The sequence below is a fragment of the Ralstonia mannitolilytica genome (assembly GCF_905397375.1).
In the GTDB taxonomy this organism is placed as follows: domain Bacteria; phylum Pseudomonadota; class Gammaproteobacteria; order Burkholderiales; family Burkholderiaceae; genus Ralstonia; species Ralstonia mannitolilytica.
Map to the genome: position 1 here is coordinate 915,710 of NZ_CAJPVG010000001.1, position 26,369 is coordinate 942,078.

29 protein-coding genes are annotated in these 26,369 nt (G+C 66.3%); 16 read left to right on the forward strand and 13 right to left on the reverse strand.

Translation table 11 applies throughout. From position 1 onward, the window contains the following. Positions 1 to 157 precede the first annotated feature (157 nt). From fliR to fliL, 7 genes are all read right to left on the reverse strand, one after another. A complete protein-coding gene (fliR, locus tag KHN96_RS04055; RefSeq protein WP_045218692.1) occupies positions 158 to 946 on the reverse strand; it encodes a flagellar biosynthetic protein FliR in 789 nt (262 codons plus the stop codon). A gap of 33 nt (positions 947 to 979) precedes the next feature. Beyond that, on the reverse strand, positions 980 to 1,249 hold the full coding sequence (gene fliQ / locus KHN96_RS04060; RefSeq protein ID WP_045218690.1) for a flagellar biosynthesis protein FliQ: 270 nt from the start codon (positions 1,247 to 1,249) through the stop codon (positions 980 to 982). 12 nt (positions 1,250 to 1,261) lie between these two features. Next, positions 1,262 to 2,011 carry a flagellar type III secretion system pore protein FliP gene (fliP, locus tag KHN96_RS04065; RefSeq protein WP_045218688.1) on the reverse strand — a complete coding sequence of 250 codons (750 nt, stop codon included), beginning with the start codon at positions 2,009 to 2,011 and terminating at the stop codon, positions 1,262 to 1,264. Next, positions 2,008 to 2,403 carry a flagellar biosynthetic protein FliO gene (gene fliO / locus KHN96_RS04070; protein ID WP_062738105.1) on the reverse strand — a complete coding sequence of 132 codons (396 nt, stop codon included), beginning with the start codon at positions 2,401 to 2,403 and terminating at the stop codon, positions 2,008 to 2,010. Before fliO ends, fliP begins: the two co-directional genes overlap by 4 nt. Before the next feature lie 68 nt (positions 2,404 to 2,471). Then, the gene (gene fliN / locus KHN96_RS04075; RefSeq protein ID WP_045218685.1) at positions 2,472 to 2,924 is read right to left on the reverse strand and encodes a flagellar motor switch protein FliN; all 453 of its coding nucleotides are present in this window, start codon (positions 2,922 to 2,924) and stop codon (positions 2,472 to 2,474) included. Continuing rightward, positions 2,914 to 3,921, reverse strand: a complete 1,008-nt coding sequence (gene fliM / locus KHN96_RS04080; RefSeq protein WP_045218683.1) for a flagellar motor switch protein FliM — start codon at positions 3,919 to 3,921, stop codon at positions 2,914 to 2,916. Before fliM ends, fliN begins: the two co-directional genes overlap by 11 nt. A gap of 1 nt (position 3,922) precedes the next feature. Beyond that, positions 3,923 to 4,423, reverse strand: a complete 501-nt coding sequence (gene fliL, locus KHN96_RS04085; protein WP_045218681.1) for a flagellar basal body-associated protein FliL — start codon at positions 4,421 to 4,423, stop codon at positions 3,923 to 3,925. Between the two features lie 361 nt (positions 4,424 to 4,784). Here fliL and KHN96_RS04090 point away from each other — a divergent pair, with 361 nt between their 5' ends. Continuing rightward, entirely contained in the window at positions 4,785 to 6,644 is a 1,860-nt protein-coding gene (locus KHN96_RS04090; RefSeq protein ID WP_373994669.1) for a putative bifunctional diguanylate cyclase/phosphodiesterase, read from the forward strand. A 22-nt stretch (positions 6,645 to 6,666) separates the two neighbouring features. On the opposite strand, the gene KHN96_RS04095 is transcribed toward KHN96_RS04090, so the two are convergent. Then, positions 6,667 to 7,302, reverse strand: a complete 636-nt coding sequence (locus tag KHN96_RS04095; protein ID WP_045218678.1) for a LuxR C-terminal-related transcriptional regulator — start codon at positions 7,300 to 7,302, stop codon at positions 6,667 to 6,669. Between the two features lie 408 nt (positions 7,303 to 7,710). Here KHN96_RS04095 and KHN96_RS04100 point away from each other — a divergent pair, with 408 nt between their 5' ends. The 4 genes from KHN96_RS04100 to KHN96_RS04115 all read left to right on the forward strand — a co-directional run bounded on the left by KHN96_RS04100 (position 7,711) and on the right by KHN96_RS04115 (position 11,663). Beyond that, positions 7,711 to 8,538, forward strand: coding sequence for a flagellin N-terminal helical domain-containing protein (locus KHN96_RS04100; protein WP_045218676.1), 828 nt, complete (start codon positions 7,711 to 7,713; stop codon positions 8,536 to 8,538). Between the two features lie 184 nt (positions 8,539 to 8,722). Continuing rightward, positions 8,723 to 10,774 carry a flagellar filament capping protein FliD gene (fliD, locus tag KHN96_RS04105; protein ID WP_062738106.1) on the forward strand — a complete coding sequence of 684 codons (2,052 nt, stop codon included), beginning with the start codon at positions 8,723 to 8,725 and terminating at the stop codon, positions 10,772 to 10,774. A 50-nt stretch (positions 10,775 to 10,824) separates the two neighbouring features. After that, a complete protein-coding gene (gene fliS / locus KHN96_RS04110; protein ID WP_045218673.1) occupies positions 10,825 to 11,253 on the forward strand; it encodes a flagellar export chaperone FliS in 429 nt (142 codons plus the stop codon). A gap of 53 nt (positions 11,254 to 11,306) precedes the next feature. Continuing rightward, positions 11,307 to 11,663, forward strand: coding sequence for a flagellar protein FliT (locus KHN96_RS04115; RefSeq protein ID WP_045218671.1), 357 nt, complete (start codon positions 11,307 to 11,309; stop codon positions 11,661 to 11,663). Positions 11,664 to 11,685: 22 nt separating this feature from the next. Here the strand turns inward: KHN96_RS04115 and KHN96_RS04120 are convergent, their stop codons facing one another. The 3 genes from KHN96_RS04120 to fliE form a co-directional block, all read right to left on the reverse strand. Beyond that, on the reverse strand, positions 11,686 to 12,129 hold the full coding sequence (locus KHN96_RS04120; protein ID WP_045218669.1) for a MarR family winged helix-turn-helix transcriptional regulator: 444 nt from the start codon (positions 12,127 to 12,129) through the stop codon (positions 11,686 to 11,688). Positions 12,130 to 12,191: 62 nt separating this feature from the next. Beyond that, positions 12,192 to 12,614 carry an organic hydroperoxide resistance protein gene (locus tag KHN96_RS04125; protein WP_045218667.1) on the reverse strand — a complete coding sequence of 141 codons (423 nt, stop codon included), beginning with the start codon at positions 12,612 to 12,614 and terminating at the stop codon, positions 12,192 to 12,194. Between the two features lie 169 nt (positions 12,615 to 12,783). Next, the gene (gene fliE, locus KHN96_RS04130) at positions 12,784 to 13,119 is read right to left on the reverse strand and encodes a flagellar hook-basal body complex protein FliE (RefSeq protein ID WP_045218664.1); all 336 of its coding nucleotides are present in this window, start codon (positions 13,117 to 13,119) and stop codon (positions 12,784 to 12,786) included. A gap of 234 nt (positions 13,120 to 13,353) precedes the next feature. On the opposite strand from fliE, the gene fliF reads away from it, so the two are divergent. The 6 genes from fliF (at position 13,354) to KHN96_RS04160 (ending at position 20,529) form a co-directional block, all read left to right on the forward strand. Beyond that, positions 13,354 to 15,180: a flagellar basal-body MS-ring/collar protein FliF gene (gene fliF / locus KHN96_RS04135; RefSeq protein WP_062738107.1), complete on the forward strand. Its 1,827-nt coding sequence runs from the start codon at positions 13,354 to 13,356 to the stop codon at positions 15,178 to 15,180. Continuing rightward, positions 15,177 to 16,169 carry a flagellar motor switch protein FliG gene (fliG, locus tag KHN96_RS04140; RefSeq protein ID WP_045218659.1) on the forward strand — a complete coding sequence of 331 codons (993 nt, stop codon included), beginning with the start codon at positions 15,177 to 15,179 and terminating at the stop codon, positions 16,167 to 16,169. The genes fliF and fliG overlap by 4 nt, the downstream gene beginning before the upstream one ends. A gap of 35 nt (positions 16,170 to 16,204) precedes the next feature. Next, positions 16,205 to 16,942 (forward strand): flagellar assembly protein FliH, encoded by a 738-nt coding sequence (gene fliH, locus KHN96_RS04145; protein ID WP_045218657.1) that lies wholly within the window; start codon positions 16,205 to 16,207, stop codon positions 16,940 to 16,942. Then, the gene (fliI, locus tag KHN96_RS04150) at positions 16,932 to 18,371 is read left to right on the forward strand and encodes a flagellar protein export ATPase FliI (RefSeq protein WP_045218656.1); all 1,440 of its coding nucleotides are present in this window, start codon (positions 16,932 to 16,934) and stop codon (positions 18,369 to 18,371) included. Before fliH ends, fliI begins: the two co-directional genes overlap by 11 nt. A 106-nt stretch (positions 18,372 to 18,477) precedes the next feature. Continuing rightward, a complete protein-coding gene (fliJ, locus tag KHN96_RS04155) occupies positions 18,478 to 18,942 on the forward strand; it encodes a flagellar export protein FliJ (RefSeq protein ID WP_045218654.1) in 465 nt (154 codons plus the stop codon). A 33-nt stretch (positions 18,943 to 18,975) separates the two neighbouring features. After that, a complete protein-coding gene (locus KHN96_RS04160) occupies positions 18,976 to 20,529 on the forward strand; it encodes a flagellar hook-length control protein FliK (RefSeq protein ID WP_062738108.1) in 1,554 nt (517 codons plus the stop codon). A gap of 373 nt (positions 20,530 to 20,902) precedes the next feature. Here KHN96_RS04160 and KHN96_RS04165 read toward each other — a convergent pair whose 3' ends face one another. Further along, entirely contained in the window at positions 20,903 to 21,880 is a 978-nt protein-coding gene (locus KHN96_RS04165) for a DedA family protein/thiosulfate sulfurtransferase GlpE (RefSeq protein WP_062738109.1), read from the reverse strand. 153 nt (positions 21,881 to 22,033) lie between these two features. Here KHN96_RS04165 and KHN96_RS04170 point away from each other — a divergent pair, with 153 nt between their 5' ends. Beyond that, the gene (locus KHN96_RS04170; RefSeq protein ID WP_062738256.1) at positions 22,034 to 22,603 is read left to right on the forward strand and encodes a GNAT family N-acetyltransferase; all 570 of its coding nucleotides are present in this window, start codon (positions 22,034 to 22,036) and stop codon (positions 22,601 to 22,603) included. On the opposite strand, the gene KHN96_RS04175 is transcribed toward KHN96_RS04170, so the two are convergent. Then, on the reverse strand, positions 22,593 to 22,760 hold the full coding sequence (locus KHN96_RS04175; protein ID WP_164491372.1) for a DUF6726 family protein: 168 nt from the start codon (positions 22,758 to 22,760) through the stop codon (positions 22,593 to 22,595). The genes KHN96_RS04170 and KHN96_RS04175 overlap by 11 nt on opposite strands. A 445-nt stretch (positions 22,761 to 23,205) precedes the next feature. On the opposite strand from KHN96_RS04175, the gene KHN96_RS04180 reads away from it, so the two are divergent. The 4 genes from KHN96_RS04180 (at position 23,206) to KHN96_RS04195 (ending at position 25,807) form a co-directional block, all read left to right on the forward strand. Then, positions 23,206 to 23,604 carry a hypothetical protein gene (locus tag KHN96_RS04180; protein WP_062738110.1) on the forward strand — a complete coding sequence of 133 codons (399 nt, stop codon included), beginning with the start codon at positions 23,206 to 23,208 and terminating at the stop codon, positions 23,602 to 23,604. A 126-nt stretch (positions 23,605 to 23,730) separates the two neighbouring features. Then, positions 23,731 to 24,036: a hypothetical protein gene (locus KHN96_RS04185; RefSeq protein ID WP_045220289.1), complete on the forward strand. Its 306-nt coding sequence runs from the start codon at positions 23,731 to 23,733 to the stop codon at positions 24,034 to 24,036. A gap of 86 nt (positions 24,037 to 24,122) precedes the next feature. After that, a complete protein-coding gene (locus KHN96_RS04190; protein ID WP_045218648.1) occupies positions 24,123 to 24,785 on the forward strand; it encodes a DUF1345 domain-containing protein in 663 nt (220 codons plus the stop codon). Continuing rightward, the gene (locus KHN96_RS04195; protein ID WP_062738111.1) at positions 24,782 to 25,807 is read left to right on the forward strand and encodes an AI-2E family transporter; all 1,026 of its coding nucleotides are present in this window, start codon (positions 24,782 to 24,784) and stop codon (positions 25,805 to 25,807) included. The genes KHN96_RS04190 and KHN96_RS04195 overlap by 4 nt, the downstream gene beginning before the upstream one ends. The last annotated feature ends 562 nt before the right edge of the window (positions 25,808 to 26,369 follow it).

Genomic DNA, 26,369 nt, shown 5'->3' on the forward strand with positions numbered 1-26,369 from the left:
GAATGCGGCAAACGCCCAGGCGCGGTAAAAACACGCCGCCGCATTACGGCGCCATTTAATCGGGCGCCGTTGCTGCCAAATGATTCCGCTCCGCGCGATTGGGGTGATATGAAACGATCGTTTTAGTCTTTTTGAAGCAGCCGGGATGCGGGCATGCTCAGCGGGCCCCGAACTGCCCAAATGCCCGTCCACCGAGTTCCAGCGCGTCCATGACGGAGCGCTCCACCACGGGCGCCAGCGAGGTCATCATCACCATCACGAGCATCAGGCCCACCACCACCGTGGCGGAAATGCCCACGGCAAACGGGTTGAGCGCCTGCGCCGTGCGCGACAGCACGGCAAACGCGAGGTTGACGACCATCATGATCGCGATGATCGGCAGGGCGATGCGCACGGCCAGCGCAAAGACCATCGTTCCTGCGCCGGCCAGCGTCTGCCAGCCCGGATTGGCCAGCGGCGCGGCCGAGACGGGCAGGGCGGTAAAGCTGTCGAACAGCGCATGCATCAGCACCAGGTGGCCGTCGCCGGCAATGAATGCGGTGAGGGCGGTGAGGCCGATGAAGCGGCCCAGCAGCATGCTGCTCTCGGTCTGCTGCGGGTCCAGCAGCGAGGCGAAGCCCAGGCCCATCTGGATCGACATCAACTCGCCCGCGCCGCTGATGGCCGAAAACACGAGCTGCACGCAAAACCCGAGCGACAGCCCGATCGCCACCTGCAGCAGCGTGAGCCACAGCCCCTCGTACGAGCCGACCGACACGCCCGCCGGCACCGGGAGCATGGGCGCCAGCGCGACCGTGATCACCACGCCAAACGCCACCTTGATCGACGTCGGCACTTCGCTGTTGGCAAACGGCGGCGCGATCGCAATGAACGCCAGCACGCGCACCAGCGGCCACCAGTACATGGCGATCCAGCCGTTGAGCTGGGCGGCGGTGAATTGGATCATGGCGGATGCGGCGGCGACGTCAGCGCGGCTGCGTCAGTTCACGTAGTTCGGGATGTTCGTGAGCAGGTCGCGCGTGTAATCGACGATCACGCCCAGGATCCAGGGGCCTGCCAGAACCATGGTGGCAGCCACTGCCAGCAGCTTGGGGATGAACGACAGCGTCTGCTCGTTCAGCTGCGTGGCCGCCTGGAAGACGGCCACCAGCAGGCCCACGACGAGCGAGACCAGCAGCATCGGCGCGCCCACCATCATGGCCACCTGCATGGCCTGGCGGGCCATGTTCAGAACGTACTCGGGTGTCATGGCGGTGCCTCCTTATTGCACAAAGCTCTGGGCCAGCGAGCCCAGCAGCAGGTGCCAGCCATCCACCAGCACGAACAGCATGATCTTGAACGGCAGCGAGAAGATCGACGGCGTGACCATCATCATCCCCATCGACATCAGCACGGCCGCCACCACGATGTCGATCACCAGGAACGGGATGAAGATGGCAAACCCGATCTGGAATGCGCTTTTGAGCTCGCTCGTGACGAAGGCGGGGATGAGCGCGCGCATCGGCGTCTGCTCCGGCGTGGCGATCGGCGGCATGTTGCCCATCTTCACGAAGAGCGCGAGGTCGGGCTCGCGGGTCTGCTTGAGCATGAACTGGCGCAGCGGCGTGGCCGCCGTGTCCATGGCCTGCTCCACGGTGATCTTGTTGTCGCGCAGCGGCACGTAGGCGTCGGTGTAGACCTTGTCGAGCACGGGCGACATGACGAAGAACGTGAGGAACAGCGCCAGCCCGATCAGCACCTGGTTGGGCGGCGTGGTCTGCGTGCCCAGTGCGTGGCGCAGCAAGGACAGCACAATGATGATGCGCGTGAAGCTGCTCATCATCAGGATGATGGCCGGCAGGAAGCCGAGCGACGTCAGGAAGATCAGCGTCTGGACCGGCAGCGAATAGCTCTGGCCGCCGGCCGTGCCGGTCAGCAGCGGCAGGCCGGGCTGGGCCTGCGCGAACACGGCGGGCGCCGCGCCGAGCAGCACCGCTGCGGCCAGGCAACGAAGGACGGCGCGCACGGTCATTCCGGCTTCCCCGTCAGGTGGCGCTTGAGCTGGATGGACAATGCGTCGGCAAAGCGCGGCGGCTTGCCGGTGCCGGGCGTGCCGTCGCCGGCATGGTCGTCCGGTGCATCTGTGGACGCTTGCGCCGGGCGCGGCAGCGTATGCAGCGTCTGCACGTGCTGCTGCGTGACGCCCAGCACGAGCCACGTGCCTTCCACGTCGAGGACCACCACTTTCTCGCGTGCGCCCAGCATCTGCTGCGCAACCACGGTGATGACCTGGGTGCGACGGCCGCCGGGGCCCATGCCCGCGCGCTGCTGCAGGCGCCGTATCAGCCAGCCGGCCGCCACGATCATCGCCAATACTACAAACAGCCCGCCTAGGGTGCGGGCCCAATCCACTGCATGGTTCATTTCAACACCTTGCCCGGGGGGAGCATTGGTTGCTGTCAGGGTGCCGATTGACGGCGCGCTGGTGCGGCTTAACGGTTCAACTTACGGATGCGTTCGGACGGCGTGATGATGTCGGTCAGGCGGATGCCGAACTTCTCGTTGACCACCACCACCTCGCCCTGGGCGATCAGGTAGCCGTTGACGAGCACGTCCATCGGCTCGCCGGCCAGTGCATCGAGTTCCACCACCGAGCCCTGCGCCAGCTGGAGCAAGTTCTTGATGGGCACCTTGGTGCGGCCCAGCTCCACCGTCAGCTGCACGGGGATGTCCAGGATCATGTCGATGTCGTTGCGCTGGGCGGCGCCCAGGCCATCCGGGGTCAGCGGCTTGAAGACCGGGCTCGGGCCGCCGGGGGCCGCGGCGGGTGCGCTGGCCGGCGGGCTGGCCGCGGCACGCTGGGCCGCTTCCAGGGCCATGGCCTCTTCCATCGTCATCTCGACATCGACGTTGTCGTCGGCGTTCATGGTCGGTTCAGTTGTCATCGTCGGACTCCGTGGCAGGCTCGCTGCCGCTCATGTTCAGCATGCGGTTGACCCGCAGCGCGTATTGGCCGTTGAAGGTGCCGTAGTTGCATTCCATGACGGGCACGCCGTCTACCTTGGCGGTCACGAAATCATCCAGTTCGAGCGGGATCACGTCGCCCACTTTCATGTTCAGGATGTCCGAGACCTGCACCCGGGCCGTGGCAAGGTCGGCAATCAGTTCCACCTCGGCGGTCTGCACCTGCTGCGACAGCAGCCGCAGCCAGCGCTTGTCCACTTCCAGCGCCTCGCCCTGGATGGCGGACGTGAGCCGGTCGCGGATCGGCTCGATCATGGTGTAGGGCATGCAGATGTGCACGTCGCCGCCATTGCTGCCCAGCTCGATGCTGAAGCTCGTGGTCACCACCACCTCGTTGGGCGTGGCCACGTTGGCGAACTCGGTGTGCATCTCCATGCGCAGGAATTCGAAATCGATCGGGTAGACCGGTTGCCACGCCTTGGCGTAGTGCTCGAAGACGAGCTGCAGCATGCGCTGGATGATGCGCTGCTCGACGTCGGTGAAGTCGCGGCCTTCCACGCGCATGTGGTAGCGCCCGTCGCCGCCGAACAGGTTGTCGACCACCAGGAAGATCAGGTTGGGGTCGAACACGAACAGCGCCGTACCGCGCAGCGGCTTGACGTGCACGAGGTTCAGCGACGTCGGCACCACCAGGTTGCGGATGAACTCGCTGTACTTCTGCACCTTCACCGGCCCGACGGAGATTTCCGCGTTGCGCCGCATGAAGTTGAACAGCCCGATGCGCCAGTTGCGCGCAAAGCGTTCGTTGATGATTTCCAGCGTGGGCATGCGCCCACGCACGATGCGCTCCTGCGAGCCCAGGTTGTAGACCCGTACACCTGCAGGGTCGGCCTCGGCAGGTTCCTCGTCTACCTCGTCGGAGACGCCCTTGAGGAGCGCATCGATCTCCTCCTGGGAGAGAAACTCTTCCTTGAGCATGTCACTGGATCACAAAGTTGGTGAACAGGACGTCCGCCACCGGCGATTCCTTCCCGACGGCCTTGTAGACCTGCTCGCACTGCTCGACGATGTCCCGGGCGAGCTTGGTCTTGCCTTCGGCCGGATACAGCTCCGCCGGCGTCTTGCTGGCCAGCAGCGTCAGGATGCGGCTGCGCAGCTCGGGCGTGTAAGCCTTGATGTCGTTTTCGGCATGCTTGTCGAAGCTCTTGAACGTGATGCCGATCTGCAGGTAACGGTCGCTGCCTTCTTCGGGCTGCAGGTTGACGGTGATCGTCTCCATGGCGACGAACACGGGCTCCTTCGGCTTGGCCGGCGCGCTGGCCGAAGCGGCGTGGCTGCCGCCGCCCAGGAAGAACCATGCGGCCGCGCCGCCCATGCCGACGAGGACAAGCACGATCAGGATGATCAACAGGAGCTTGGTCGCGCCGCCCTTGGCGGGCGCGGGAGCGGGTGCGGTATTGGCGGCAGCGGCTTCGGCCATGGGGATCACTTGAGAGCTAGGGGGGTGGTCTTGCCCGCTCGCGAACATGCAGAGTCGGGTTCTCGAGTGGCATTCTTCCTCACCTGCGTCCAGCTCATTCCGGCAAGAAAGGCGGTCAATCCGGGCTATCTCGCGGGTTTGCAGTGTTCCCGGCGCAGGCTGTCCCTTCGTATAAGTGATTTTTAATCCACTTGAAATGCACGAGGCGACGACGCCATGCGATGTTCGCGCCGCCCAGCACGGCGCGCGTGTCACAAAAGTGACGCTGGCCCGAAAGATTTGCCGGGGCGTGCCGTTGTAGTGGGCAGAAGGTGCCGATGTTGCGGCCCGCCCATACTGCGTTGTCCTGCCGGAAGTCGTCGTGAATCCCTTGCCTTTCTCCATCCGCGCCGATCACTCGTCTGCCGATGCTGACGGACTGCCGGACGGCTGCCCTGCGCGTGGCGAGCCGCAAGGGTTCTGCCCGAAGCTGGACCTGCTTTCGATGGTCAATGCGCTGACCGTGGGCATCCTCGTCTGCGATGCCGAGCGCCGCGTCACCTACGCCAACCCCAGCGCCGCACGGCTGCTGGGCTTGCCGGTGGCCGAGCTGGTTGGCCGCGCGCTGCCCGAGGTGGTGCACTCGGCGGTGGACGAGTTCGAGGCGTCCATCCACGCCGCCGACTGGCCGGACCGCGAAGTCATGGCCGACGGCCAGCCGCAGCTGAACCAGATCTTTGGGCTGCATTGCCTGAACGGGCGCACCGTGTGGGTGTCGAGCAACTGGACGCCGCTGTATGCCGATGGCGGCCGGACGGTCAGCGCCGGGCTGGCCGGACCGCCCGTGCCGCCGTATTCGGTGCTCGTGTCGCTGGTCGATATCACGCAGATCCGCGAGGCGCAGCAGCGTATCCGGCATCTGGCCACGCACGACACGCTCACGGGGCTGCTCAACCGCTCGGCGCTGGAAGACCGGCTGGAGCACGCACTGGCGCTGGCCCAGCGCAACCGCACGCGGGTCTCGGTCATGTTCCTCGACCTGGACCGCTTCAAGAACGTCAACGACACCCTCGGCCACCAGTTTGGCGACATGCTGCTGCGCGAGGTCGCGGCCCGGCTACAGGCGTGCGCGCGCGAAGCCGACACCGTGGCGCGTCTCGGGGGCGACGAATTCGTCGTCATGCTCGAAGCGCTGGACGGCCTCGGCACGCGGCGCGTGGCCGAGCGGATCCTCTCTGCCATCAGCGCGCCCTTCCATATTGAAGGGCAGGAACTGTACCTGGGCGTGTCGATCGGCATTGCGGTGGCACCGCACGACGGCGACGACGCCAACACCCTGCTGCGCAAGGCCGACGCCGCCATGTACCTGGCGAAGGAGCGCGGCCGCAACAACTTCCAGACCTTCACGCGCGACCTCGACGACCGCGTCTCGCGGCGTTTTCGCATCGAATCGGGCCTGCGCCGCGCGAGCGACCGCAACGAGTTCTATGCCGACTACCAGCCGCGCGTGGACGTCAGGACCGGCCGCATCGTCAGCGTGGAAGCGCTGATCCGCTGGAACTCCGCCGACTTCGGCCGCATGATGCCCGGGCAGTTCATACAGGATGCGGAGGAAACCGGCCTCGTCGTCGAGATCGACCGCTGGATCCTGCGCGCGGCGTGCGACCAGCTCGCGCGCTGGCGCCGCATCGGCCTGCCGCACCTGCGCATGTCGATCAACCTGTCGGGCCAGGCATTCAGCTCCGGCCAGTTGAGCGCGATGGTGCGCAGCGCGCTGTCCACCAGCGGCCTGCCGGGCAACGCGGTCGAGCTGGAGATGACCGAAGGCATCCTCATCCGGGATGACCCGTCACTGCACGCGCTGCTGACCGAGCTGCGGGCGATGGGCGTATCGCTGGCGCTGGACGATTTCGGCACGGGCTACTCCTCGCTGTCGTACCTGCACCGCTTTCCGATCGACACACTGAAGATCGACCGCTCGTTCGTGCAGGACCTGCCGCACGTAGCCGAGCGTGCGGCCATCACGCGGGCCATCATCATGATGGCGCAGGCCATGGGAATGAAGACTGTGGCCGAAGGCGTGGAGACCGAGGGTCAGCTTGAATTCCTGCGCGAAGCCGGTTGCGACGAGTTCCAGGGCTACCTGCTCACGCGCCCGCTGGAACCGGCGGCCGTGCAAGACCTCGTGCGCGAGAACGCCCGGCGCTACGGCGCGTGCATCCCGAGGTTCTATCCGTCTTGAACCCTTGCGTGGGCCCCGGGGCCTAGAGCTGGAGGCCGTTGCTGACGACGTACATCGTCAGCTCCGCGTTGTTGCGCAGCTTCATCTTGGAGAGCACGCGCCCGCGGTACACGCTGACCGTCTTGGCGCTGATCTGCAGCGCCTGGGCAATCTCGCTCAGCGTGCGGCCCGAGCCGAGCATGCGCAGCGTCTGGAATTCACGGTCGGAGAGGATGTCGTGGCGGGGCTTGTCCCAGTCGACGTTCAGGTTGTCGGCCAGCACTTCCACGAGGTCGGAGGGCAGGTACTTCTTGCCCTTGGAGATGGCGTTGACCGCGGCCAGCAATTGCGGCTGGCTGGCATCCATCGGCAGATAGCCGGCGGCGCCGGCCTTGAGGGCGCGCACCGCGAGCAGCGCTTCGGGATGGCGGCCCAGCGCGAGCACGGCCAGGCGGGCGTGTTGCTGGCGGACCATCTTGATGGTCTGGAACTCGTCTCCGGTGGCCGATTCCACCGAAAACAGCATGACGTCCCACTCGCGCTGGGCGAGCACGTCGTTGTTGGCGTCGCGCAGGTCCGGCACGGCCTCGATCTGACGTGCCAGGCGCGAATCCTTGAGGATCTGGCGCAGGCCGACACGGGCAATGTCGTGCGGTTCGACGATCAGGACATTGAGCATGGTGGGTGTTGCGGGTCAAACAGGCTCGCTTCGAGCTCTTATGACCGCCGGCAGGCCGCTGGAGCGCCTGGGCGGGGCTTGCAACTCCCCATCTGTGCGAAGTGGCGCTCTTTGTATGGAGGGATGCGGCGCCGTGATTTATCGGACGAGTATAGCCGAGGCCCTGTACGGCAAGAAGCAGGCGCGCTGCTGCTGTTGGCGGGCCGGCTCAAAAAAACGGGCGCCCGAAACCCGGACCGCCGCCAGCGCACAATTTTGTCAAGGCGACCCTAAACTTTCTTCGACGGCCACCGATAACCTGAGTACAACGCAGACCTGATCCCCTTCAAGTTGCAGGTCACGTTGCCCGGCACAGCCGGAACAAGCCGCCAATCGGGCAACAAACCAACGGGAAACTTAGGAGCCGTCATGTCCCTCAGCCTCAATACCAACATTTCGTCCCTGCAAACGCAGCAAGCGCTGTCGCAATCGCAATCCGCGCTGCAAACGTCTCTGCAGCGCCTGTCCACCGGCCTGCGCGTGAACAGCGCCAAGGACGATGCTGCTGCGTACGCTGTCGCTTCGAGCCTGACGACCACGCTGAACTCGCAAACGCAAGGTATCCAGAACGCCAACAACGCACAGTCGTACCTGCAGACGGCCGACTCGTACCTGGGTCAAGTCGAAAACAACCTGCAACGTATGCGCCAACTGGCTGTGGAAGCCAACAACGGCGGTCTGTCGGCAGCTGACCAGGCCAACCTGGACAAGGAATACCAGCAGCTGGCCACGGCCAACAAGAACATCGCGACCAACGCCAACTACAACGGCAACAAGCTGTTCGACGGCACGGTTGCTTCGGTGACGTTCCAGTACGGCCAGAACGCCACGACGGACAGCGCGACCATCACCAACGTCAACCTGTCGGCATACGGTTCGTTCACGGGCGCCGGCACCAGCGTGACGAGCGCTGCCAACGCAACGGCCGCGCAAACGGCAATCGACACCGACCTGACCGCCCTGAAGTCGGCGCGCGCCAGCCTGGGTGCCCAGCAAAGCGGCTTGACCTCGACCATCAACACGCTGACGTCGAACAACACCGCCCTGTCGGCTGCCAAGTCGGCCATGGTCGACACCGACTACGCTGCAGAAACGTCGAACATGACGCGTCAGAACATCCTGCAGCAAGCCGGTACGGCGATGCTGGCGCAAGCCAACTCGGCACCGAACAGCATCCTGAACCTGCTCAAGGGTTAATCGGCAGGCGGATGTCAGCCCGGCGCGTTGCGGCCGGGTCGAAGGCCGGCGCTCCTCGAGGGGGCGCCGGCCTTTCGTTTTGCTGATCCAATTGTGAAGAGTGGCCCACCTCCGCTAAAGAAGTGGCGAGCGCTGCCGTTGTGAGGAAGGACTCCCGCCAACGCATACGCTGACCGATCCGATCATGGCGACCACGACCAGCAGTTCCTCGAGCAACAACTACGTTCCGCCGATCTCGATTCCCGGTATCGGGACGAGCATCGACGTCAATACGTTGGTCACCAGCCTGATGAAGGTGGAAAGCCAGCCGCTGACCCTGCTGCAGAACCAGCAGACGTCTTACCAGACGCAGCTCTCGGCGGTGGGCAACCTCAAGAGCTCGCTGGCGACATTCCAGACGGCCATGGCGGGACTGAGCTCGGTGTCGAACTTCAGCGCGATGAAGGCGAGCGGCTACGACGCCTCCATCCTCAGTGCCTCGCTCACGGGTTCGGCGCCGGCGGGCTCGTACGCCGTCAACGTGACGCAGCTCGCGCAGTCGCAGGTGCTCGCCGCGCAGGGGCAGGCTTCCGCCACCGCGGCCATCGGCAGCGGGTCGTCGACCACGATTTCGTTCTCGTTCGGCTCGGTGTCGGGCGGCACGTTTGCCAACGGCAAGTATTCGGGCGCCACGTTCACGCAGAACGGCAACCTGCCGGGCGGCTCGATCACGATCGACTCCTCGAACAACACGCTCTCGGGCATCCGCGACGCGATCAACTCGGCCAACCTCGGTGTGTCGGCCAGCATCGTCAACGACGGCAGCGGCAACCCGTACCGCCTGGTGCTGACCTCCACGGCAGGCGGGTCGAACTCCGAGATGAAGATCTCGGTGTCGGGAGATGCGACGCTGCAGTCGCTGCTCTCGCAAGACCCGTCTGGCACGCAGAACATGACCGAGGTGACCACGGGCCAGAACGCCCTGGCCACGATCAACGGCATCACCGTGCAGAGCCCGACCAATACGCTGTCGAACGTGGTGGACGGCACGGCGTTTACGCTGTCCAAGACGGGCAGCACCACCGTGACGGTGGCCAACGACCCGACGGCTACCACGAACGCCGTGGTCAATTTCGTCAAGGGCTACAACGCGCTGCGCGTTTCCCTGAACTCGCTGACGAACATCGATACCGCCAACAGCGCCAACAATGGCCCGCTGGCCGGAGATGTCAGCACCAAGGCGCTCATCAACCAGATCACCGACGTGCTGGGCCAGGCCATCGGCAATGGCGCGTACCAGTCGCTGGGCAGCATCGGCGTGACGATGGGTTCGGACGGCACGCTGTCGATCGACAACACCAAGCTGGCCAACGCGATTGCCGCGTCGCCCAGCCAGGTGGCCGGCCTGTTTGCAGGCGCGGGCACCAGTACGGACGCACAACTGAGCGTGCCGAAGTTCGCCGACAGCACGAAGTCGGGCACGTATGCCGTCACCGTGTCGCAGCTGGCCACGCAAGGGTCGCTGAAGGGCTCGGCGGCGGCCAATACGACCATCACCGCGGGCGTGAACGATAGCCTGTCGGTCACGGTCAGCGGCATCGCTACCAACATCACGGTGCCGGCCGGCAGCTACACCGCATCGAGCCTGGCCGCGCAGATCCAGTCGCAGATCAACGGTTCGGCCGCGCTGCAGAACGCGAAGATCAACGTGTCGGTATCGGCGGATGCCAGCGGCGTGCTGACCTTCACCAATAGCCAGTACGGTTCCAACTCGAGCATCTCGATCTCGGGCAACGGCGCGTCGTCGCTGGTCGGCGGCAGCCCGACCGCCGTGACGGGCCAGGACGTGCAGGGCACCATCAACGGCGTGGCGGCGGTCGGTTCCGGCCAGAATCTGTACGGTGCCACGGGCACCGCGGTGGACGGGCTCACGGTGCAGGTGACGGGCGGGGCGCTGGGCAGCCGCGGCAGCGTCACGGTGCAGCGCGGCTATGCAGCGCAGCTCAATACCGTGGCGACGAACCTGCTCTCGACCACGGGCCTGGTGCAGAACGAGACCGATGCCATCAACAGCTCGCTCAGCTCCATCGCCGGCCGCATCACGGCCATGCAGCGCCAGCTCGATGCCAAGCAGGCGCTGTACTACTCGCAGTTCAACGCGCTGTCGGCGCTGGTGGCCAGCATGACCAACACCAGCAACTACCTGACGACGCAGTTGGCCGCATTGCAAAAACAGACCTCAAGCAGCAACAACTGACGCCGTAAGTACTGTCTGAACCGCTTACAAGAACAGACCAGGAAAACTCCATGTACGCAGCACGCCGAGCCATCGGTGCCTACGCGCAAGTCGGCATTGAAACCTCTGTGGTGGACGCCAATCCGCATCGGCTGATCGCCATGCTGTTCGAGGGCGCGCGAGCGGCCATCAACATGGCCACCGCCGCCATCGAACGGGGTGACGTGCCGGCCAAACTGCGCGCGATCGACAAGGCCATCTCGATCATCGGGCAGGGGCTGCAGGCGAGCCTGGACCACCAGCGCGGCGGTGAGATCGCGACCCAGCTCAACAGCCTGTACGACTACATGCTGCGCCGCCTGCTGGTGGCCAACGCCAACAGCGACGTGGCCATCCTCGCCGAGGTCGACAAGCTGCTCGTACCGCTGCAGGACGCGTGGCTTGCCATCGGCAAGCCAGCTGCCACGGCAGGCGCGAGCCACCTGAGCGTGGTCAGCTGAACATCATTTGAGCCAGGCGAACTTTGACTGAATCCGGCCCAACTGGAGCCAACATGCACCGCAACATCCCCATCAAGGACAGCGACAGTCTGTTCGCCTGCTACGAAGCCATCGCGCGCCTGACCGCCGAAATGGTCAGCGCCGCCGAGGTGGGCAACTGGGAAGTCGTCAGCACGCTCGAGCGCGAGAGCGCCATCTATGTCGATGCGCTGCGCCGCTCCGAGCCGCATCCGCCGCTGGCGCATGCCGGCATCGAACGCAAGCGCGCCCTCCTGGTGCGCATCCTGGAAGACGACGCCCGCGTGCGCGCGATGGTGTATCCGCGCCTCGAGCGTCTGCAGAAGCGGATCGATACGGCACGCCGCAGCACCAACGCAAGCAACGCCTACGGCAACATGGCGCGGTACTGAGCCGCAAGAGGGCGGCGCCGCCTCAGCTGCGGTCGTCCGCCGCCGCCAGCGCATCGAGCAGCTTGCGCAGCACGTTGCGCGTCGCGCCGATCTCATCACGCTCCAGCGGAATCCGGCACGCCAGGGCCTCCGGCACCTTGGCGGCGCGCTCGCGCAGAGCACGCCCCGAGTCGGTCAGCTCGATGACCACGCGGCGCTGATCGTCACGATCGCGCGTGCGCGTCACGAGGCCCTGTTCTTCCAACCGCTTGAGCAGCGGCGTGAGCGTGCCCGTGTCCAGATACAGCGTCCGGCCGAGATCGCCGACGGCGCAGGGCGCCTGCTGCCAGCACGCCATCATCACCAGGTATTGCGGATAGGTCAGCCCGAGCTCGTCGAGCAGCGGGCGGTAGAGACGCGTCAGCAGATGACCTGCCGCGTACAGGGGAAAGCACAGTTGCTGATCGAGCGCCAGCACGTCGTTCACGGAAGACTCCCGGGGACGGTCCGGCGCCCGAGCGGCGAGTGCCGCATCGGCCCACACGGGGCTCAGCGCGCGACCGTAGTCAATTGAACGTCAATATTGCCACGGACGGCATGCGAGTAGGGGCACACGCCATGGGCCGCGGCCACAAGCGCTTCGGCCGTCGCCTGGTCCACGCCACCCAGCGTTGCCACCAATGCCACGGTGAGCGCAAAGCCACCGTCTTCACGCGGGCCGATGCCGACCGTGGCCGTGACCGCCGTGGACGCGAGCTTGACCTGCCTCAGGCGTGCCACGTGCAGCACCGCGTTTTCAAAACACGCGGCATAGCCCGCGGCGAACAACTGCTCCGGGTTGGTGGCCGCGCCGCCCGCGCCGCCGAGTTCGCGCGGCAGCGAGAGCGCAAGATCCAGCGTGCCGTCTGCGCTGCGCACGTGGCCGGCGCGGCCGCCTTCTGCGGTGACCTGGGTTTGATAGAGCGTCTTCATGGTCGAGTCCTATTGCTTGCCTTTTGCCTTTTGCCTTTTGCGGGAAACCCGGTCGGCAACGCGTCGGCCGGGGCATCGATCATAAATCGATGACGCAATTATATTGCGCACGATATAAATGGCAAGCAGAATCGAACAGGTTCCCCGCAGCGTCCGCGGGGAAGTGCCGTCAGATCGACATGCTCATGATGCTCTGGTAGGCAGACACCAGCTTGTTGCGCACCTGCACCGCCGTCTGCAGGTCGATATTGGCCTTTTGCAGCGACAGCATCACGTCGTGCAGGTCGACGTCGTTGTTGCCCATCTCAAAGCTGCGCGAGATGGATTCCGCCTTCTGCTGCGAGGCGTCGACCTTGTCCAGCGACGACTTGAGCACCGCCCCGAAATCCACGCTGACCTTGGCATCGTCGCCGCCGGCGCCCGAGCCGATGCCGCCGACCTGGCCGGTCGGCGCCAGCACGCTGTTCATCAGCGACACCACGGAATTGGCGTTCGTCATATTCATGTGAAGAAAACTCCCCTTTGCGGGTGGCGTACGACGGCTCTTCTGCTTGGTCGCCATTGCGCCACGGTGCAGCAAAGGTAGCAGCGGGGTGCGCCGTTCCAAGCGCCCAAATGAGAGGGAAAAGGCCTTCTTCTTGGCGATTTGTTTGCACAGCGGCTGCCGATAATGCCAATCACGGAGTTCTGCCCGTTGTTCGGCGCAGCCGCTGTAACGCAGTCAGTCAGGAGATTTTGGATGCCAACGACAGCCGATTCGGTTGCTGTCGCCGACACGCTCGGTACGGTCGATATGCCGGCGGGGGGCCATGGCGCGATAGCGCGCCAGAACGCGGGCGCGCTTGGCGCTCTCGGTCCGCTCGGCCGTCTGTCGCCGCGTCTGCTCATGATGATCGGCGGCGCCGCGCTGGTGGCCGTGATCGCTGCCGCAATGCTGTGGAGCCGCGCGCCCGACTACCGTGTCCTGTTCAGCAACGTGAGCGACAGCGATGGCGGGGCCATCATCGCCGCGCTGCAGCAGATGAACGTGCCGTACCGCTTTGCCGATGGCGGCACCGCCATCATGGTGCCCGAAGCTAACGTGCACGAGACGCGCCTGAAGCTGGCGTCGCAGGGGCTGCCCAAGGGCGGCCTGGCTGGCTTCGAGCTGATGGAAAACCAGAAGTTCGGCACCAGCCAGTTTGCCGAGCAGGTCAATTACCAGCGCGCCCTCGAGGGCGAACTGGCCCGCACCATCCAGGCCATGCAGGAGGTGCAGTCCGCCCGCGTGCACCTGGCGCTGTCCAAGCCGTCCGTTTTTGTGCGCGAGCAGGCCAAGCCGAGCGCGTCGGTGCTGCTCAAGCTGTATCCGGGCCGCATGCTCGACCGCTCGCAGGTGCAGGCGATAGGCCACCTCGTTTCGAGCAGCGTGCCGAACCTGCCGCTGGCCAACGTGACCGTGGTCGACCAGTCGGGCCGCCTGCTTTCCACCGCCTTCCAGGACAACGCCTCGGGGCTCGACCCGACGCAGCTGAACTACGTGCGCGAGATCGAGCAGGGCTACATCAAGCGCATCGAAGCCATCCTCGGCCCGGTGGTGGGTGAAGACAACGTGCGCGCGCAGGTGACGGCCGACGTCGACCTCGACAGCACCGAGCAGATGGCGGAAACGTACCGGCCGAACCAGGATCCGGCGACGGCCGCCGTGCGCAGCACGCATACCGCAGAATCGACGCAGAACAAGGCCGACGCCCAGGGCGGCGTGCCCGGCGCGCTGTCGAACCAGCCGCCGACCGCGCCGCGCATGCTGCCGACCGCGCCCGCACCGGCATCGGCTTCGCAGCCCGGAGCCACCGGTCCGAACGGCCAGCCGCAGCAGCCGGCCGCCGCCAACGCGAATGCGGCCACCTCCAACGGCGTGACATCCAGTACGCGCGACACGACGACCAACTACGAAGTCGACAAGACCGTGCGTCGCACGCGCGCCGCGGTGGGTACCGTGCGCCGCCTGTCGGTGGCCGTGGTGGTCAACTATCGCGTCGACGGCAAGACCTGGAAGCCGCTGACCGAAGCCGAGATGACCAAGCTCAACGCGCTGGTCAAGGATGCCGTGGGTTTTGACGCCAAGCGCGGTGATTCCGTCAACGTGGTCAACAGCCAGTTCTCGGGCACGCTGCCGGCGGCCAAGGACGACCTGCCGCTCTGGAAGCAGCCGGAGATGATCCAGTACGGCATCCAGGCCGCGAAGTACGGGGCGCTTGCCATCGGCTTCCTGATCCTGGTGTTCGCGGTGATCCGGCCGCTGATCCGCTCGATCGGCAAGAAGGAGGAGCCCGTCACGCCTACCTTCGTTGGTCGCGAAGGCGAAGACCCCAACGCGCCGATCATCACGGGCGCCGCGGCACCCGCCGGGCCCGAGCTCGAAGGCCCGGCAGCCAATGCCGAAGACGGCGAGGATGTGCCCGAGAGCCTGCCGCAGCTCAAGAATGCCGACTTCGAGAAGAAGCTCGAGACCATGCGCCGCGTCGCGCAGAGCAACCCGCGCGCGGTCGCGGCCGTCATCAAGCAATGGGTGAGTAACGAATGAGCGCCGAAGGACTCCAACGCAGCGCCATCCTGCTGATGTCGCTGGGTGAAAACGAAGCCGCCGAGGTGCTCAAGCACCTGGGCCCGCGCGAGGTGCAGAAGCTCGGCGCGACCATGGCAGCGCTGAAGAACGTGTCGCGCGACCGTGTCCTCGACGCCTTTGACGCGTTCTTCGTCGAAGCCGAAGACCTGCCGCTGGACGTCGATTCCAACGAGTACATCCGCACCGTCTTCCGCAAGGCCCTGGGCGACGATCGCGCCGCCAACATCATCGACCGCATCCTCTCGGGCGGCGATACCAGCGGCATCGAAGGCCTGAAGTGGATGGATGCATCGTCGGTGGCGGAGCTGATCCGAAACGAGCACCCGCAGATCATTGCGACCATCCTCGTGCACCTGGACCGCGACCAGGCATCGGAGATCCTGACCTATTTCACCGAGCGCCTGCGCAACGACACGATCCTGCGCATCGCCACGCTCGACGGCATCCAGCCCAGCGCCCTGCGCGAGCTGAACGACGTGCTGACCAAGCTGCTGCAGGGCAACGACCATCGCAAGAAGAGTGCGATGGGCGGCGTGCTCACGGCGGCGGAAATCCTCAACCTGGTGCCGAGCGCGGTGGAGTCTTCCGTGATCGAGGGCGTGCGTTCGCGCGACCCCGAGCTGGCCGACGCCATCGTCGAGAAGATGTTCGTCTTCGACAACCTCATCGACCTGGACAACCGCAGCCTGCAGACGCTGCTGCGCGAAGTCGGCCAGGAGATGCTGGTGGTCGCGCTCAAGGGTGCCAAGCAGGAGTTCCGCGACAAGGTGTTCGCCAACATGTCGCAGCGCGCCGGCATGATGCTCAAGGAAGAGCTGGAAGTGCTGGGCCCCGTCAAGGTGTCGGAGGTGGAGGCGCAGCAGAAGGAAATCCTCGTCATTGCGCGCCGCCTGGCCGACGAAGGCGAGATCACCATCGGCCGCAAGGCGGAGGACGCTTATGTCTGAGCACGCCGGCCGCCATGTGCTGACGGAGCGCTGAGATGCCGCGCCCGCCGATCATTCCGCGCGACACGCTGGTCGAGTACCAGCCTTGGGAGCCGACCGACTTCGTGCGTGAGGCGGAGCGGGCAGCGCTTGAGGCGGCACCGCCCCCGCCCCCGCCCGAGCCGGAAGAGCCGCCCATTTCCGAAGAGGAATGGCAGGCCGCGCTCGATGCCGAACTCGCCAACGCCCGCGACGAGGGCCGGCGCGACGGCTTTGCACAAGGCTTTCAGGATGGCTTTGAGCAGGGCCGCCGCCAGGGCGAAGAAGACGCCAGGCAGATCGCCGCGCTCATGCAATCGGTGCGTGAAGCCGTGGACGAGCTGAACGGCAGCGTGGCCCAGGAACTCGTCGACCTGGCGCTGCAGCTTGCGCAGCAGTTCGTGCGCGGCGCGCTGCATGCGCAGCCCGAGCGCATCCTGCCGCTGGTGCGCGAGGTCCTGGGCGATGCGTCCACCGCACCGGCACCGGCCATGCTGCGCGTGCATGCGGACGATGCAGAGCTGATCCGTCAGACGCTGGGCGCCGAACTGGACGCCGCGGGCTGGACCCTCATCGTGGATGCCGCGATCGAGCGCGGCGGCTGCCGTGTGCAGACCCGCTTTGGCGAAACCGATGCCACGCTGCAGACGCGGTGGGCGGAACTGACCCGCGCGCTCGCCCGCGACACCGCCTGGCTTGCCAGCGAGCGTATCGAAGCCGAACGCGTGGCCGGAGGCGCGCTCCATGTCGCCTGAGACCGTGCAGCCATCGGACCAGCCTGCCGCCAACAACGCCCATGTGCGGCTGTGGCAGACGCATCTGCGCCAGACCGCGCAGCGTGCCCGCCTGGCGCGCCCGGTGGTGACGTGCGGCAAGCTCACGCGCGTGGCGGGGCTCGTCATGGAGGCCGTCGGCCTGAAGCTGCCGGTCGGCAGTGCCTGCCGCGTGGAGTTGCCGCATGGCCGCCACGTGCTGGCCGAAGTGGTCGGGTTTGCCGAAGAGCGCGCCTTCCTGATGCCGCAAACCGATCTGGTGGGCGTGGTGCCCGGCGCGCGCGTTTTCCCGCTGGAGCCGCAGCGCCTGCCCGCAGACGCCGCCGACCCGACGATTTCGCATAGCAAGTTCCTGCCCGTCGGCCCACGCCTGCTCGGCCGCGTGGTCGATGCCAACGGCGAGCCGCTCGATGGCAAGGGGCCGCTCGGCACGCATGAAGAACTCGCCTGGGGTACGCTGAACCCCGCGCCGCTGAACCCGCTCAAGCGCAAGCCGATCGAGCATGTGCTCGACGTGGGCGTGCGCGCCATCAATGGTCTGCTCACCGTTGGCCAGGGCCAGCGCCTGGGCCTGTTTGCCGGCTCCGGCGTGGGCAAGAGCGTGCTGCTGGGCATGATGGCCCGCTACACGCAGGCCGACGTGGTGGTAGTGGGCCTGATCGGCGAGCGCGGCCGCGAAGTGAAGGAATTCATCGACGAGATTCTTGGCGACGAAGGCCTGGCACGTTCGGCCGTGGTGGCTGCGCCGGCCGACACCTCGCCGCTGATGCGCCTGCAGGGCGCCGCTTACGCCCACACGATTGCCGAATACTTCCGCGACCGCGGCTGCAACGTGCTGCTGATCGTCGATTCGCTCACGCGTTATGCGATGGCCCAGCGCGAAATCGCCCTGGCCATCGGCGAGCCGCCGGCCACCAAGGGCTATCCGCCCTCGGCCTTTGCCAAGCTGCCGGCGCTGGTTGAGCGTGCCGGCAACGGCATGGTCGATGCCAACGGCCGCGGCGGCTCCATCACCGCGTTCTACACCGTGCTGGCCGAAGGCGATGACCAGCAGGATCCGATTGCCGATGCGGCGCGCGCCATTCTGGACGGCCACTTCGTGCTCTCGCGCAAGCTGGCGGAGCAGGGCCACTACCCGGCCATCGACATCGAACAGTCGATCAGCCGCGTGATGTCGGCCATCGTGCCGCGCGAGGAGCTCGACGCGGCCCGCCGCTTCAAGCAGCTCTATGCACGCTACCAGCGCAACCGCGACCTGATTGCCGTCGGTGCGTATGCGCGCGGCAGCGACCCGGTCACCGACCAGGCCATCGCCCGCTACCCCGACATGGAAGCCTTCCTGCAGCAGGGCATGTTCGAGAACGAAAGCCGCGAGCACACGCTGCAGAAGATGCTGGGGGTGCTCGCATGAGCCCGGCGCTTGACACTGTGAAGCTGCCAGCGTTGTGCAAGCCCGGGCTCAAGGCCGCGGGCCACCGGCCGATGGATTCATGTCATGGAAAGCAGGAGGTTGAAGGATGACCACTGGAACTGCGCCGTTCCGCCTCGAAACCGTGCTGGAACTGGCCCAAAAGGACACCGAGAAAGCCACCCAGGAAGTCGGGCGCCTGATGAACACGCGCGAGGCCGCCACGCAAAAGCTGGCCCTGCTGGCTGACTATCGCCTGAACTACCACCAGCAGATGCTGGCAACGGCCGAGGGCGGCATCGATGCCACGCGCCTGCGCAACTACGCCGCGTTCATCGATCGGCTCGGCAGCGCGGTGCATCAGCAGAAGGGCACTATCAGCGCGCTGGAGCGCCAGCTTGAAGCGAGCCGCGCGAACTGGCTCGAGAAGCAGCGCCGTGAGCAGTCGTTCGATGTACTGCGGCAGCGCCATCTCGAAGAGCAGCGCCTGCACCAGGAGCGTCGCGCGCAGCGCGAAAACGACGAGCACGCCGCCAAACTGATCCGCATGCGCGCTGCGCAGGGCGGCAACTGAAACTGAATCACCGAACGTGAAGACGGAGTTCCCGTGGGCTTGAGTGCCACCCCCAACGCCGCTGTCAAAGACCTGGGCGCCATGCTTTCGGCCGGCAACGCGCCTGCCGCCAAGGCATCGGCCGCGTCGTCCGGCGCCGATACGTTCGGCAACCTGCTGTCGGATCGCGTGACGCAGGAAGCCGAGCGCCGCCGCGCGACGGCGCAGTCCGCCGCCGATGACGCCGGCCGACGCGCCGATATCGCGCGCAAGGATGCTGCCCGCGCCAACGCTGCGCGTGACGACCAGGATGCCGGACCGGTGGAACGCACCCCGGGCGCGCAGGTTGAAACCACGCCCGCCAGCAGCACCGCTAATGTGCCCAACGCCAAGCCCGCGGCTGCCGAGGATCTCGACACCGCTGCGCAGCAGACCGTTGTCGACCCGGCCGCGCAACTGGCCGCCCAGATCGAAGCCGCCCGCCAGGCCGCGCAGCAGGCAGCTGCCGCGCAGGTGCCGGCGTCGCCCACCGCGGCGCCCTCGGCTAGCGACGCCCATGCCGACGCGATGACGCAGCCGGCAGGCAAACCGGCCACGAACGATGCCGCCACGCTCGCCGCGCTGAACGCGGCTGCCACCAACACGCAAGGCGCGGATACTGACGCAGCGGCGTCCCAGGCGGCGGCACAGGCGCCCAACGATGCCAGCGCGAACGCGACGGCCGTGTCCAATGCGCCCACCGCGCCCACTGCTGCATTGCCCGACGGCCATGCGCTCGCACAGACACTGGCCCGCACACGCGCCGTCGGCGACAACACGCCGCCCGGCGTGCGCCAACTGGGCAGCACGTCACAGGCCCAGAACGCAGGCGCCGAACATGGCCTGCCGCGCCGCAGCGACGCAAGCGCGCATGGCGCCGCCGGGTCAACCGCCGCCAGCGTGGCCGATGTCACCAATCGCACCGGCGGTAACGGTACCGGCGCCGACAGCGCAGGCACGCAAGCCGATACATCCGGTGCAGGCGCGCAGTTCGAGGGCATCCTGACGCGCGCCCATGGCGACGCCAGCGCTGCCGCTCCGACCTTTGCCGTCGGCGGTGCGGGCGCCACCGGTGCCGCCGCGGCTGCGTCGATCACGCCGGCGCAAGCGCACGCACTGCCCACCTTTGGCGATGCAGCCTGGCCGCACACCATGGCAAGTCAGCTCGCGTTCATGCAGGTGCACCGCCAGTCCTCGGCGGAACTGCAACTGAACCCGGCCGAGCTGGGCGGTCTGCATGTCAAGCTGGAAGTCGACAACGGGGCGGTGAACGCCAGCTTCGTGTGCCAGCACCAGGCCGTCGCCGAACTTGTGCAAGACGCCATGCCGCGCCTGCGCGATGCCATGCACCAGGGTGGGATGCAACTCGCGCAGACGTCCGTCAGCACGGGAGACTTCAGCCAGCAGCAGGGCGCCTCGCAGGGGTCGTCGGCGCAAGGCAATGGTTCGGGTAACGGGGGCAACGGCAGCCGGTTCGGCAGCGGCGCCACGCCCGAGCGTTCGGACACGGTGGCGACGGTGCCGCGGCGCGCGTCCGCCCACGATGGCGCGATCGATACGTTTGCCTAAAGTTTTACGCGCTCCTGCCGTTACCGCTATGAAGTGCCGTACCAACGGCCGGCCGCAAGGCGACAAAGCAGAAAGAAGGGCGGGAAATCACAACGCGAGCCGGTCGTGCATCCATGGATGAACAGCGGCCGGGAGCGTTGGAAAGAATAACAAGGGGGTCAAGTCCGACCGGCGAAGACGGGATCAAACGGGGATCACTTCGCCACATCCGCCCACGGCGGATGCATAACGGACCGATGCGGTGTGTCCGAGCCGGGGGGCTGGCGCATCGCATGTTTGCCGTACTTACGGGAAAGCGCACTGACGAGGTGCGCTTTTTGTTTTTGCCGGTCGCGTTTTGATGGGTTGACCAAGGGTGGCCTGGTCCGCAAGCTCATGCGCGAGCTTCGGCCGTCTGCAGCGTGGCGGGCGACACCGAGACCACGTGCTCCACGCCGTATCCGCGCTCGACCCACGCATCGATGCCGCCGTGCAGCGGCCGCACGCGCTTGAAGCCGCGGCTCATCAGCGTGCGCGCCAGCATGACGGCAGACGCCTCATTGGGGCACGCGCAGTAGACGATGATCTCGCGATCGGGGCCGTCGATCTCGATGGGATGGTCGTTGCTCGACATGTCGTACAGCATCGCACCGGGAATGCGCTGCGGCTGCAGCTGGCGCGAGCTGTCGGCCCGCACGTCGATGATGACCGGCGCGGCGCCCGATTCGATCAGCGCATGCAACTCATCCGGAGAGATGCGCACCATCTCCAGCATCTTGCGAAAACGCCAGCGCTGCAGCCAGCGCACCGCCACGTAGATCGCTGCCAGCACGACGATCAGCACGATCGCACGCGTGCCCAGGATGTCGAGCTGCCGCAGCGCCTGATCGATACTGTCATGCGCGATGCGCCCGAGCATCAGCCAGATCACCGCCCACACCGCCGAGCCGGCCAGGTTGTACAGCGCGAACGTGCTGAACGGCGTGCGCATCGTGCCCAGCAGCGCGGACGACACCGTCGACAGCCCCGGAATGAACTTCGACACCAGCAGCAACGGCGCACCCCAGCGCTCGAACTGCGTGCGCGTGCGCCGCACGCACGAATCGGGCGACAACGACACGCGGCACAGCAGCGCCATCACATGCCGTCCGTAACGCCTGCCGGCGAAGTACCACAGCCCGTCGCCGAGCAGCGCGCCCGAGACGGCCGCCGGCGCCAGTTCGATCAGGTACAGCGGCCCTTGAAACGTGAGCGCCCCGGCCACCAGCAATGTCGGCACGGCGGGCAGCGGCGCGCCGGCCTGCGTCAGCAGCACATTGAGGAACACGGCAAACGCGCCGTATTCGGCGATCAGGGGGAACAGGTCGTGCATGACGGGGAGGGCGCGCGGCAAAGGCAAGTGCGTCCGCCAAGTTACCGCATTCCGGCGCTGCCCGATAGCCATGTCGCCGTGTCGTGCCGGGTCTCGTGGGGTTGGGACGAATTTGGCGCGACAATGCAGGTTTTCGCGCACCTGCCGATTGTCATGTCCCCTGCACAGCCCTCCGACGTTTCCCCCGCCGCGCACAACGGCGCCATCCGGATCCGCACCGCCACCACGGCCGATCTGCCCGCCATCGTCGCCATCTACGCGCATCACGTTCGCACCGGCACGGCGAGCTTCGAGATCGATCCGCCCGACGCGGCCGAGATGACGCGCCGCTATCAGACGCTGCACCATGCCGGCATGCCGTACATCGTCGCCGAGGCGGCCGGCGGGGAGGTGCTTGGCTATGCCTACGCCGGCCCTCATCGCGCGCGGCCCGCGTATCGCCACACGGTGGAGGATTCGATCTACCTGCACACCGACGCGCAGGGGCGGGGCGTGGGGACGTTGCTGCTACAGGCGCTCATCGCAGAATGCCAGGCGCGCGGTTTCAAGCAGATGGTGGCCGTCGTGGGCGGCGGCCTTGAGAATGCGGGCTCGGCCAGGCTGCACGCGCGCTGCGGCTTTCGCGAGGTGGGCGTGCTGCAGGCGGTGGGTTACAAGTTCGGGCGCTGGCTCGACTGCCTGCTGATGCAGCGCACGCTGGAAGATCCGCCGCCTAGTCAATGATGTCCGCGCACGCATCCGTCGGCGCGGCGGCCACGTGACCGACCAGCGGCACCATCTTGAGCCCCGCCGAAGCCACGCGGCACGGCGCGGCAACGACACCGCAGCCCGAGAGCAGTGCGGCGCCCAGAACAGTCATGGCCAGGAGGAGGCGTTTCATCGTCGGTCGGTCCAAAGGCGAGCATGAAGCGGCCGGCGAGCGTGCACGGCGCAGAATGTCGCGCAGTGTGACACAGGTGTGCGCCCCCAGCCTGTGTGCGAGTGTCTCCGGACGTTGCGGTCCGTGCGCCGCGGTGCCATTGCGCAACGCGAAAAAAACAGCCCGCTCCTCGCGTTCGCCCATCGCACAACGCTGACTTTCAGCGAAAAAGTCACATCTTCTGTTTGCGCAAATTCGCGGATGATCCCTTGCCGCAGGCCGCTAAACCAGTGTTGATGCGGGTTTTCCCGCAATTTCACATATCGCAACAATAAATTGCCTGTCGCGACATTTATTGTCGCAACAGGCTCGCCTACGATGGCTTCATCGAATGCGGCGCCGCAGCGAAAAAGTCCGGATATCAGACACTGCCCGACGCGCTGCGCCCCCTCTTGGAGAAGACATCATGAACGCCCAACGCACCCCGATCGTCGCCCTGACCGCCGCCCTGATGGCCCTGGCCAGCGTGCCCGCCCTGGCGGCAGACAAGTTTGACGTGTACACGCAAGGCGCCTCGCAGGTGGGCCAGCGTTTTGACGTGTACTCGGACGGCGCCAAGGCTGGCAGCAAGTTCGACCCGTACACCGAAGGCGCCAAGGTCGGCGACAAGTTCGACCCGTACACCCAGGGCGCCCTGGCCCGCACCGGCAAGTTCGACACCTACACCGAAGGCGCCAAGGCCGGCAGCAAGTTCGATCCGTACACGGAAGGCGCGCTCGCCCGTGCCGGCAAGTTCGACACGTACACCGAAGGTGCCAAGGTCGGTGACAAGTTCAACCCGTACACCGACGGCGCCGTGGCCTGAGCCCGGCTCCTACAGCAAGAACGCCCGCTTCCAGCGGGCGTTTTTGTTTGGCGGCCCGCTTGCATGGTGATTGCGAACCCGGCCGCCCGGGCCGCGTCTGACTACCATCGTAATCAGGACCCCATGATGATCCGTTCACGCCCTGCGATTCGCTTGTTGCCACACATCGCCCTGGCTGTGGCCGCCGCCTTGCTGGCGGGCTGCGCCACCGTCACGCCAGGCCCGTTCCAGATCACCGTGCGTGACGCCGATGACACCGTGCTCGAACGCTTCCAGTTCCAGGCCGGCTCACAGAGCTCGCTGCAGACCGCCCTGATCGGCATGTGTCGGGTCTACCCGGACGCGACCGTCACGGCAGACCAGCTCAATACGCACGAGCGCCTCCAGGAACGCTGCAACCGCTCGTTTGCGTCGATGCTCGCGCCCTCCTGATGTGCGGCTGAAGCGGCTACCATGTCGCCTCATCGGCCGGCGCCGTGCCGGCTGCAAACACCGCATGAACGCGCGCGAGAGGTCACGTGAACCCGCAAGACCCGTCTTCTGAAATCTCCCGGTTTGCCGCGACCCGGCCGCGTCTGCTCACGGCGCTCGCGCTGGGCGCCGTAGCCGGTGCGATGCTGCCCGCGCAAGGCTGGCTGGCACGCATGCTGCTCGGTTGGGATGTCGCCGTGTGGTCGTATCTGATCCTGATTTCGGTGATGATGCTGCGCGCCGATCCGCGCCGCATCCGGGCGGTGGCCCGGCGCGAAGACGAGCGCGCGGCCGCGGTCTTGGCCGTGGTATGTCTTGGCGTGGTCGCCAGCATGGTGGCCATTGCGTTTGAGCTGGCGACGGCAAAGTCAGCGGGGCAGGCGCAGGCGTCGCATTACGCGCTGACCGGCGTGACGGTGGTCGGCGCATGGCTGATGGTGCCGATGATGTTCACCGTGCACTACGCGCATCTGTATTACCGGACGCCGCATCAGCCGCCGCTGCTGTTTCCCGACCGCGAACTTGAGCCGAATTACTGGGACTTTTTGTACTTCTCCTTCACGATCGCCGTTGCCAGCCAGACGGCCGACATCGGTATCCGCTCGCGGGCCATGCGCCGAGCGGTGCTTGGGCAATCACTGCTGTCGTTCTTTTTCAATACGAGCATCCTCGCGCTCTCCATCAACATTGCTGCCGGCCTGTTTTCATGACGATGCTTCCGCCCCACGCCCATACCCGCACCATTGATGCCGTCAGCTACGCGCTGGTGGCGGCCATGATTGCGGCGGTGCTATGGCTGCACCTGCTGCCGGCGGCCATTGCGGGCTTCCTGGTGTATTCGCTTGCGCGCAAGCTTGAAGCCCGGCTGCGCGCGCGGCATGCGGTGTCAAAGCGGGCGAAGGCCATCGCGGTGATCGGCGTGGTCCTGATGGCAGCGCTCATCCTTGCCGGACTGGGCCTTGGAATCGGTCGCCTGGTGGAACACGGGCATGGGCTGGAGGGCATGCTCACGCGTGTGGCCGACGTGCTCGACAACCTGCGGGAATCGCTGCCCGCAGCGGTGGCGGACTATGTGCCGCTGTCGGTGACGGAGCTGCGCACACGCCTGGTCGAGATGCTCAAGGAGCACGGCCACCAGGTATCGACCCTCGGCATCGACGGGCTGCGGGCGAGTGCGCTGACGCTCGTGGGCCTCATCCTGGGCGCCATGGTGGCGTGGTCGGACACGCCCGACCCGGCGCGCCACAAGCCGCTTGCGGCCGCGCTGATGACCCGGCTTGCCCGGCTGGCGGAGGCCTTTGACGCCGTAGTCTTTGCGCAGGTGAAAATTTCCGCGCTGAACACTGCGCTCGCGGCGGTCTATCTGCTCGGCGCGGTGCCGCTGTTCGGGCAGCACGTGCCGTATTCCAAGTCGCTGGTCCTGCTGACCTTTGTCGCAGGGCTGATCCCGGTGGCGGGCAACCTGATCTCGAACACCGCCGTGGTGGTGATGAGTGTGACGGCGTCTCTCGAGCTGGCGGTGGCATCGCTGATCTTCCTGGTGGTGGTGCACAAGCTCGAGTACTTCGTGAACGCACGCATCATCGGCAGCCGCATCGATGCGCGGGCCTGGGAGCTGATCCTGGCGCTGATCCTGATGGAGGCGGTGTTTGGCGTGGGCGGCGTGATTGCCGCGCCTGTCTTGTACGCCTACCTGAAGCGCGAGCTGACCGAGGCCGGGCTGATCGGCTGATCCGCACGATAGAGGGTGATGCGCCAGCGCCCCCGCGCTGACGGCATCGGCAGAAAAGGGCGCGCCCTACGGGACGAGGGGCGCGCAATAACCCGCTGACCGAGAGACGTCAGCGAGCCGAGGGTCGGTACACGGGAAGGATGCCGCGGGGGCAGGGCGCATGCCGCTGCCCGTGACATCCACCGCTTCAGAGGTCACGAAGCAGCAGACGACGCGGTCGTCGAGCAAGGCCTGATAGAAGAGGTCTCCCATCGCGCGGCAAAGCGTTCCCGTTAGCAGGATCATCATGGCTCCCCTCCCATGGTGGCCGATGTACGGCATCGTGGCGTGCCGGTCACGGGCTCGGTTTGCGGAGTCCCGTGCGGGCATGTGCGTGCGCAGCGGTTCCGTCTTGGCGTCGGCACTGGCGCATGACGCGTCGTGCAGCGCTCCATGCTGGCGAGTATAGAAAGCGTCTCCTGACGGGCCATGCTCCGAACGGAGTAGCCCCGTGTGCGAAAACGGCTAACAGGCTGGCTGTCTGCCGAGGCAAGCGTGGCGCGGGTTTACGGGCGATCGGTGT

What these genes read in the sequence shown, in the direction of transcription:
- fliG (WP_045218659.1), top strand. Translation starts at nt 15,177, where the DNA reads ATGAGCGCCGAAGGACTCCAACGCAGCGCCATCCTGCTGATGTCGCTG.
- fliH (WP_045218657.1), top strand. Translation starts at nt 16,205, where the DNA reads ATGCCGCGCCCGCCGATCATTCCGCGCGACACGCTGGTCGAGTACCAG.
- KHN96_RS04165 (WP_062738109.1), bottom strand. Translation starts at nt 21,880, where the DNA reads ATGCACGACCTGTTCCCCCTGATCGCCGAATACGGCGCGTTTGCCGTG.
- KHN96_RS04125 (WP_045218667.1), bottom strand. Translation starts at nt 12,614, where the DNA reads ATGAAGACGCTCTATCAAACCCAGGTCACCGCAGAAGGCGGCCGCGCC.
- fliL (WP_045218681.1), bottom strand. Translation starts at nt 4,423, where the DNA reads ATGGCCGAAGCCGCTGCCGCCAATACCGCACCCGCTCCCGCGCCCGCC.
- fliP (WP_045218688.1), bottom strand. Translation starts at nt 2,011, where the DNA reads ATGACCGTGCGCGCCGTCCTTCGTTGCCTGGCCGCAGCGGTGCTGCTC.
- fliS (WP_045218673.1), top strand. Translation starts at nt 10,825, where the DNA reads ATGTACGCAGCACGCCGAGCCATCGGTGCCTACGCGCAAGTCGGCATT.
- fliE (WP_045218664.1), bottom strand. Translation starts at nt 13,119, where the DNA reads ATGAATATGACGAACGCCAATTCCGTGGTGTCGCTGATGAACAGCGTG.
- KHN96_RS04115 (WP_045218671.1), top strand. Translation starts at nt 11,307, where the DNA reads ATGCACCGCAACATCCCCATCAAGGACAGCGACAGTCTGTTCGCCTGC.
- fliF (WP_062738107.1), top strand. Translation starts at nt 13,354, where the DNA reads ATGCCAACGACAGCCGATTCGGTTGCTGTCGCCGACACGCTCGGTACG.
- KHN96_RS04095 (WP_045218678.1), bottom strand. Translation starts at nt 7,302, where the DNA reads ATGCTCAATGTCCTGATCGTCGAACCGCACGACATTGCCCGTGTCGGC.
- fliJ (WP_045218654.1), top strand. Translation starts at nt 18,478, where the DNA reads ATGACCACTGGAACTGCGCCGTTCCGCCTCGAAACCGTGCTGGAACTG.
- KHN96_RS04180 (WP_062738110.1), top strand. Translation starts at nt 23,206, where the DNA reads ATGAACGCCCAACGCACCCCGATCGTCGCCCTGACCGCCGCCCTGATG.
- KHN96_RS04195 (WP_062738111.1), top strand. Translation starts at nt 24,782, where the DNA reads ATGACGATGCTTCCGCCCCACGCCCATACCCGCACCATTGATGCCGTC.
- KHN96_RS04175 (WP_164491372.1), bottom strand. Translation starts at nt 22,760, where the DNA reads ATGAAACGCCTCCTCCTGGCCATGACTGTTCTGGGCGCCGCACTGCTC.
- fliI (WP_045218656.1), top strand. Translation starts at nt 16,932, where the DNA reads ATGTCGCCTGAGACCGTGCAGCCATCGGACCAGCCTGCCGCCAACAAC.
- KHN96_RS04170 (WP_062738256.1), top strand. Translation starts at nt 22,034, where the DNA reads ATGTCCCCTGCACAGCCCTCCGACGTTTCCCCCGCCGCGCACAACGGC.
- fliD (WP_062738106.1), top strand. Translation starts at nt 8,723, where the DNA reads ATGGCGACCACGACCAGCAGTTCCTCGAGCAACAACTACGTTCCGCCG.
- fliN (WP_045218685.1), bottom strand. Translation starts at nt 2,924, where the DNA reads ATGACAACTGAACCGACCATGAACGCCGACGACAACGTCGATGTCGAG.
- fliM (WP_045218683.1), bottom strand. Translation starts at nt 3,921, where the DNA reads ATGCTCAAGGAAGAGTTTCTCTCCCAGGAGGAGATCGATGCGCTCCTC.
- KHN96_RS04185 (WP_045220289.1), top strand. Translation starts at nt 23,731, where the DNA reads ATGATCCGTTCACGCCCTGCGATTCGCTTGTTGCCACACATCGCCCTG.
- fliR (WP_045218692.1), bottom strand. Translation starts at nt 946, where the DNA reads ATGATCCAATTCACCGCCGCCCAGCTCAACGGCTGGATCGCCATGTAC.
- fliQ (WP_045218690.1), bottom strand. Translation starts at nt 1,249, where the DNA reads ATGACACCCGAGTACGTTCTGAACATGGCCCGCCAGGCCATGCAGGTG.
- fliO (WP_062738105.1), bottom strand. Translation starts at nt 2,403, where the DNA reads ATGAACCATGCAGTGGATTGGGCCCGCACCCTAGGCGGGCTGTTTGTA.
- KHN96_RS04100 (WP_045218676.1), top strand. Translation starts at nt 7,711, where the DNA reads ATGTCCCTCAGCCTCAATACCAACATTTCGTCCCTGCAAACGCAGCAA.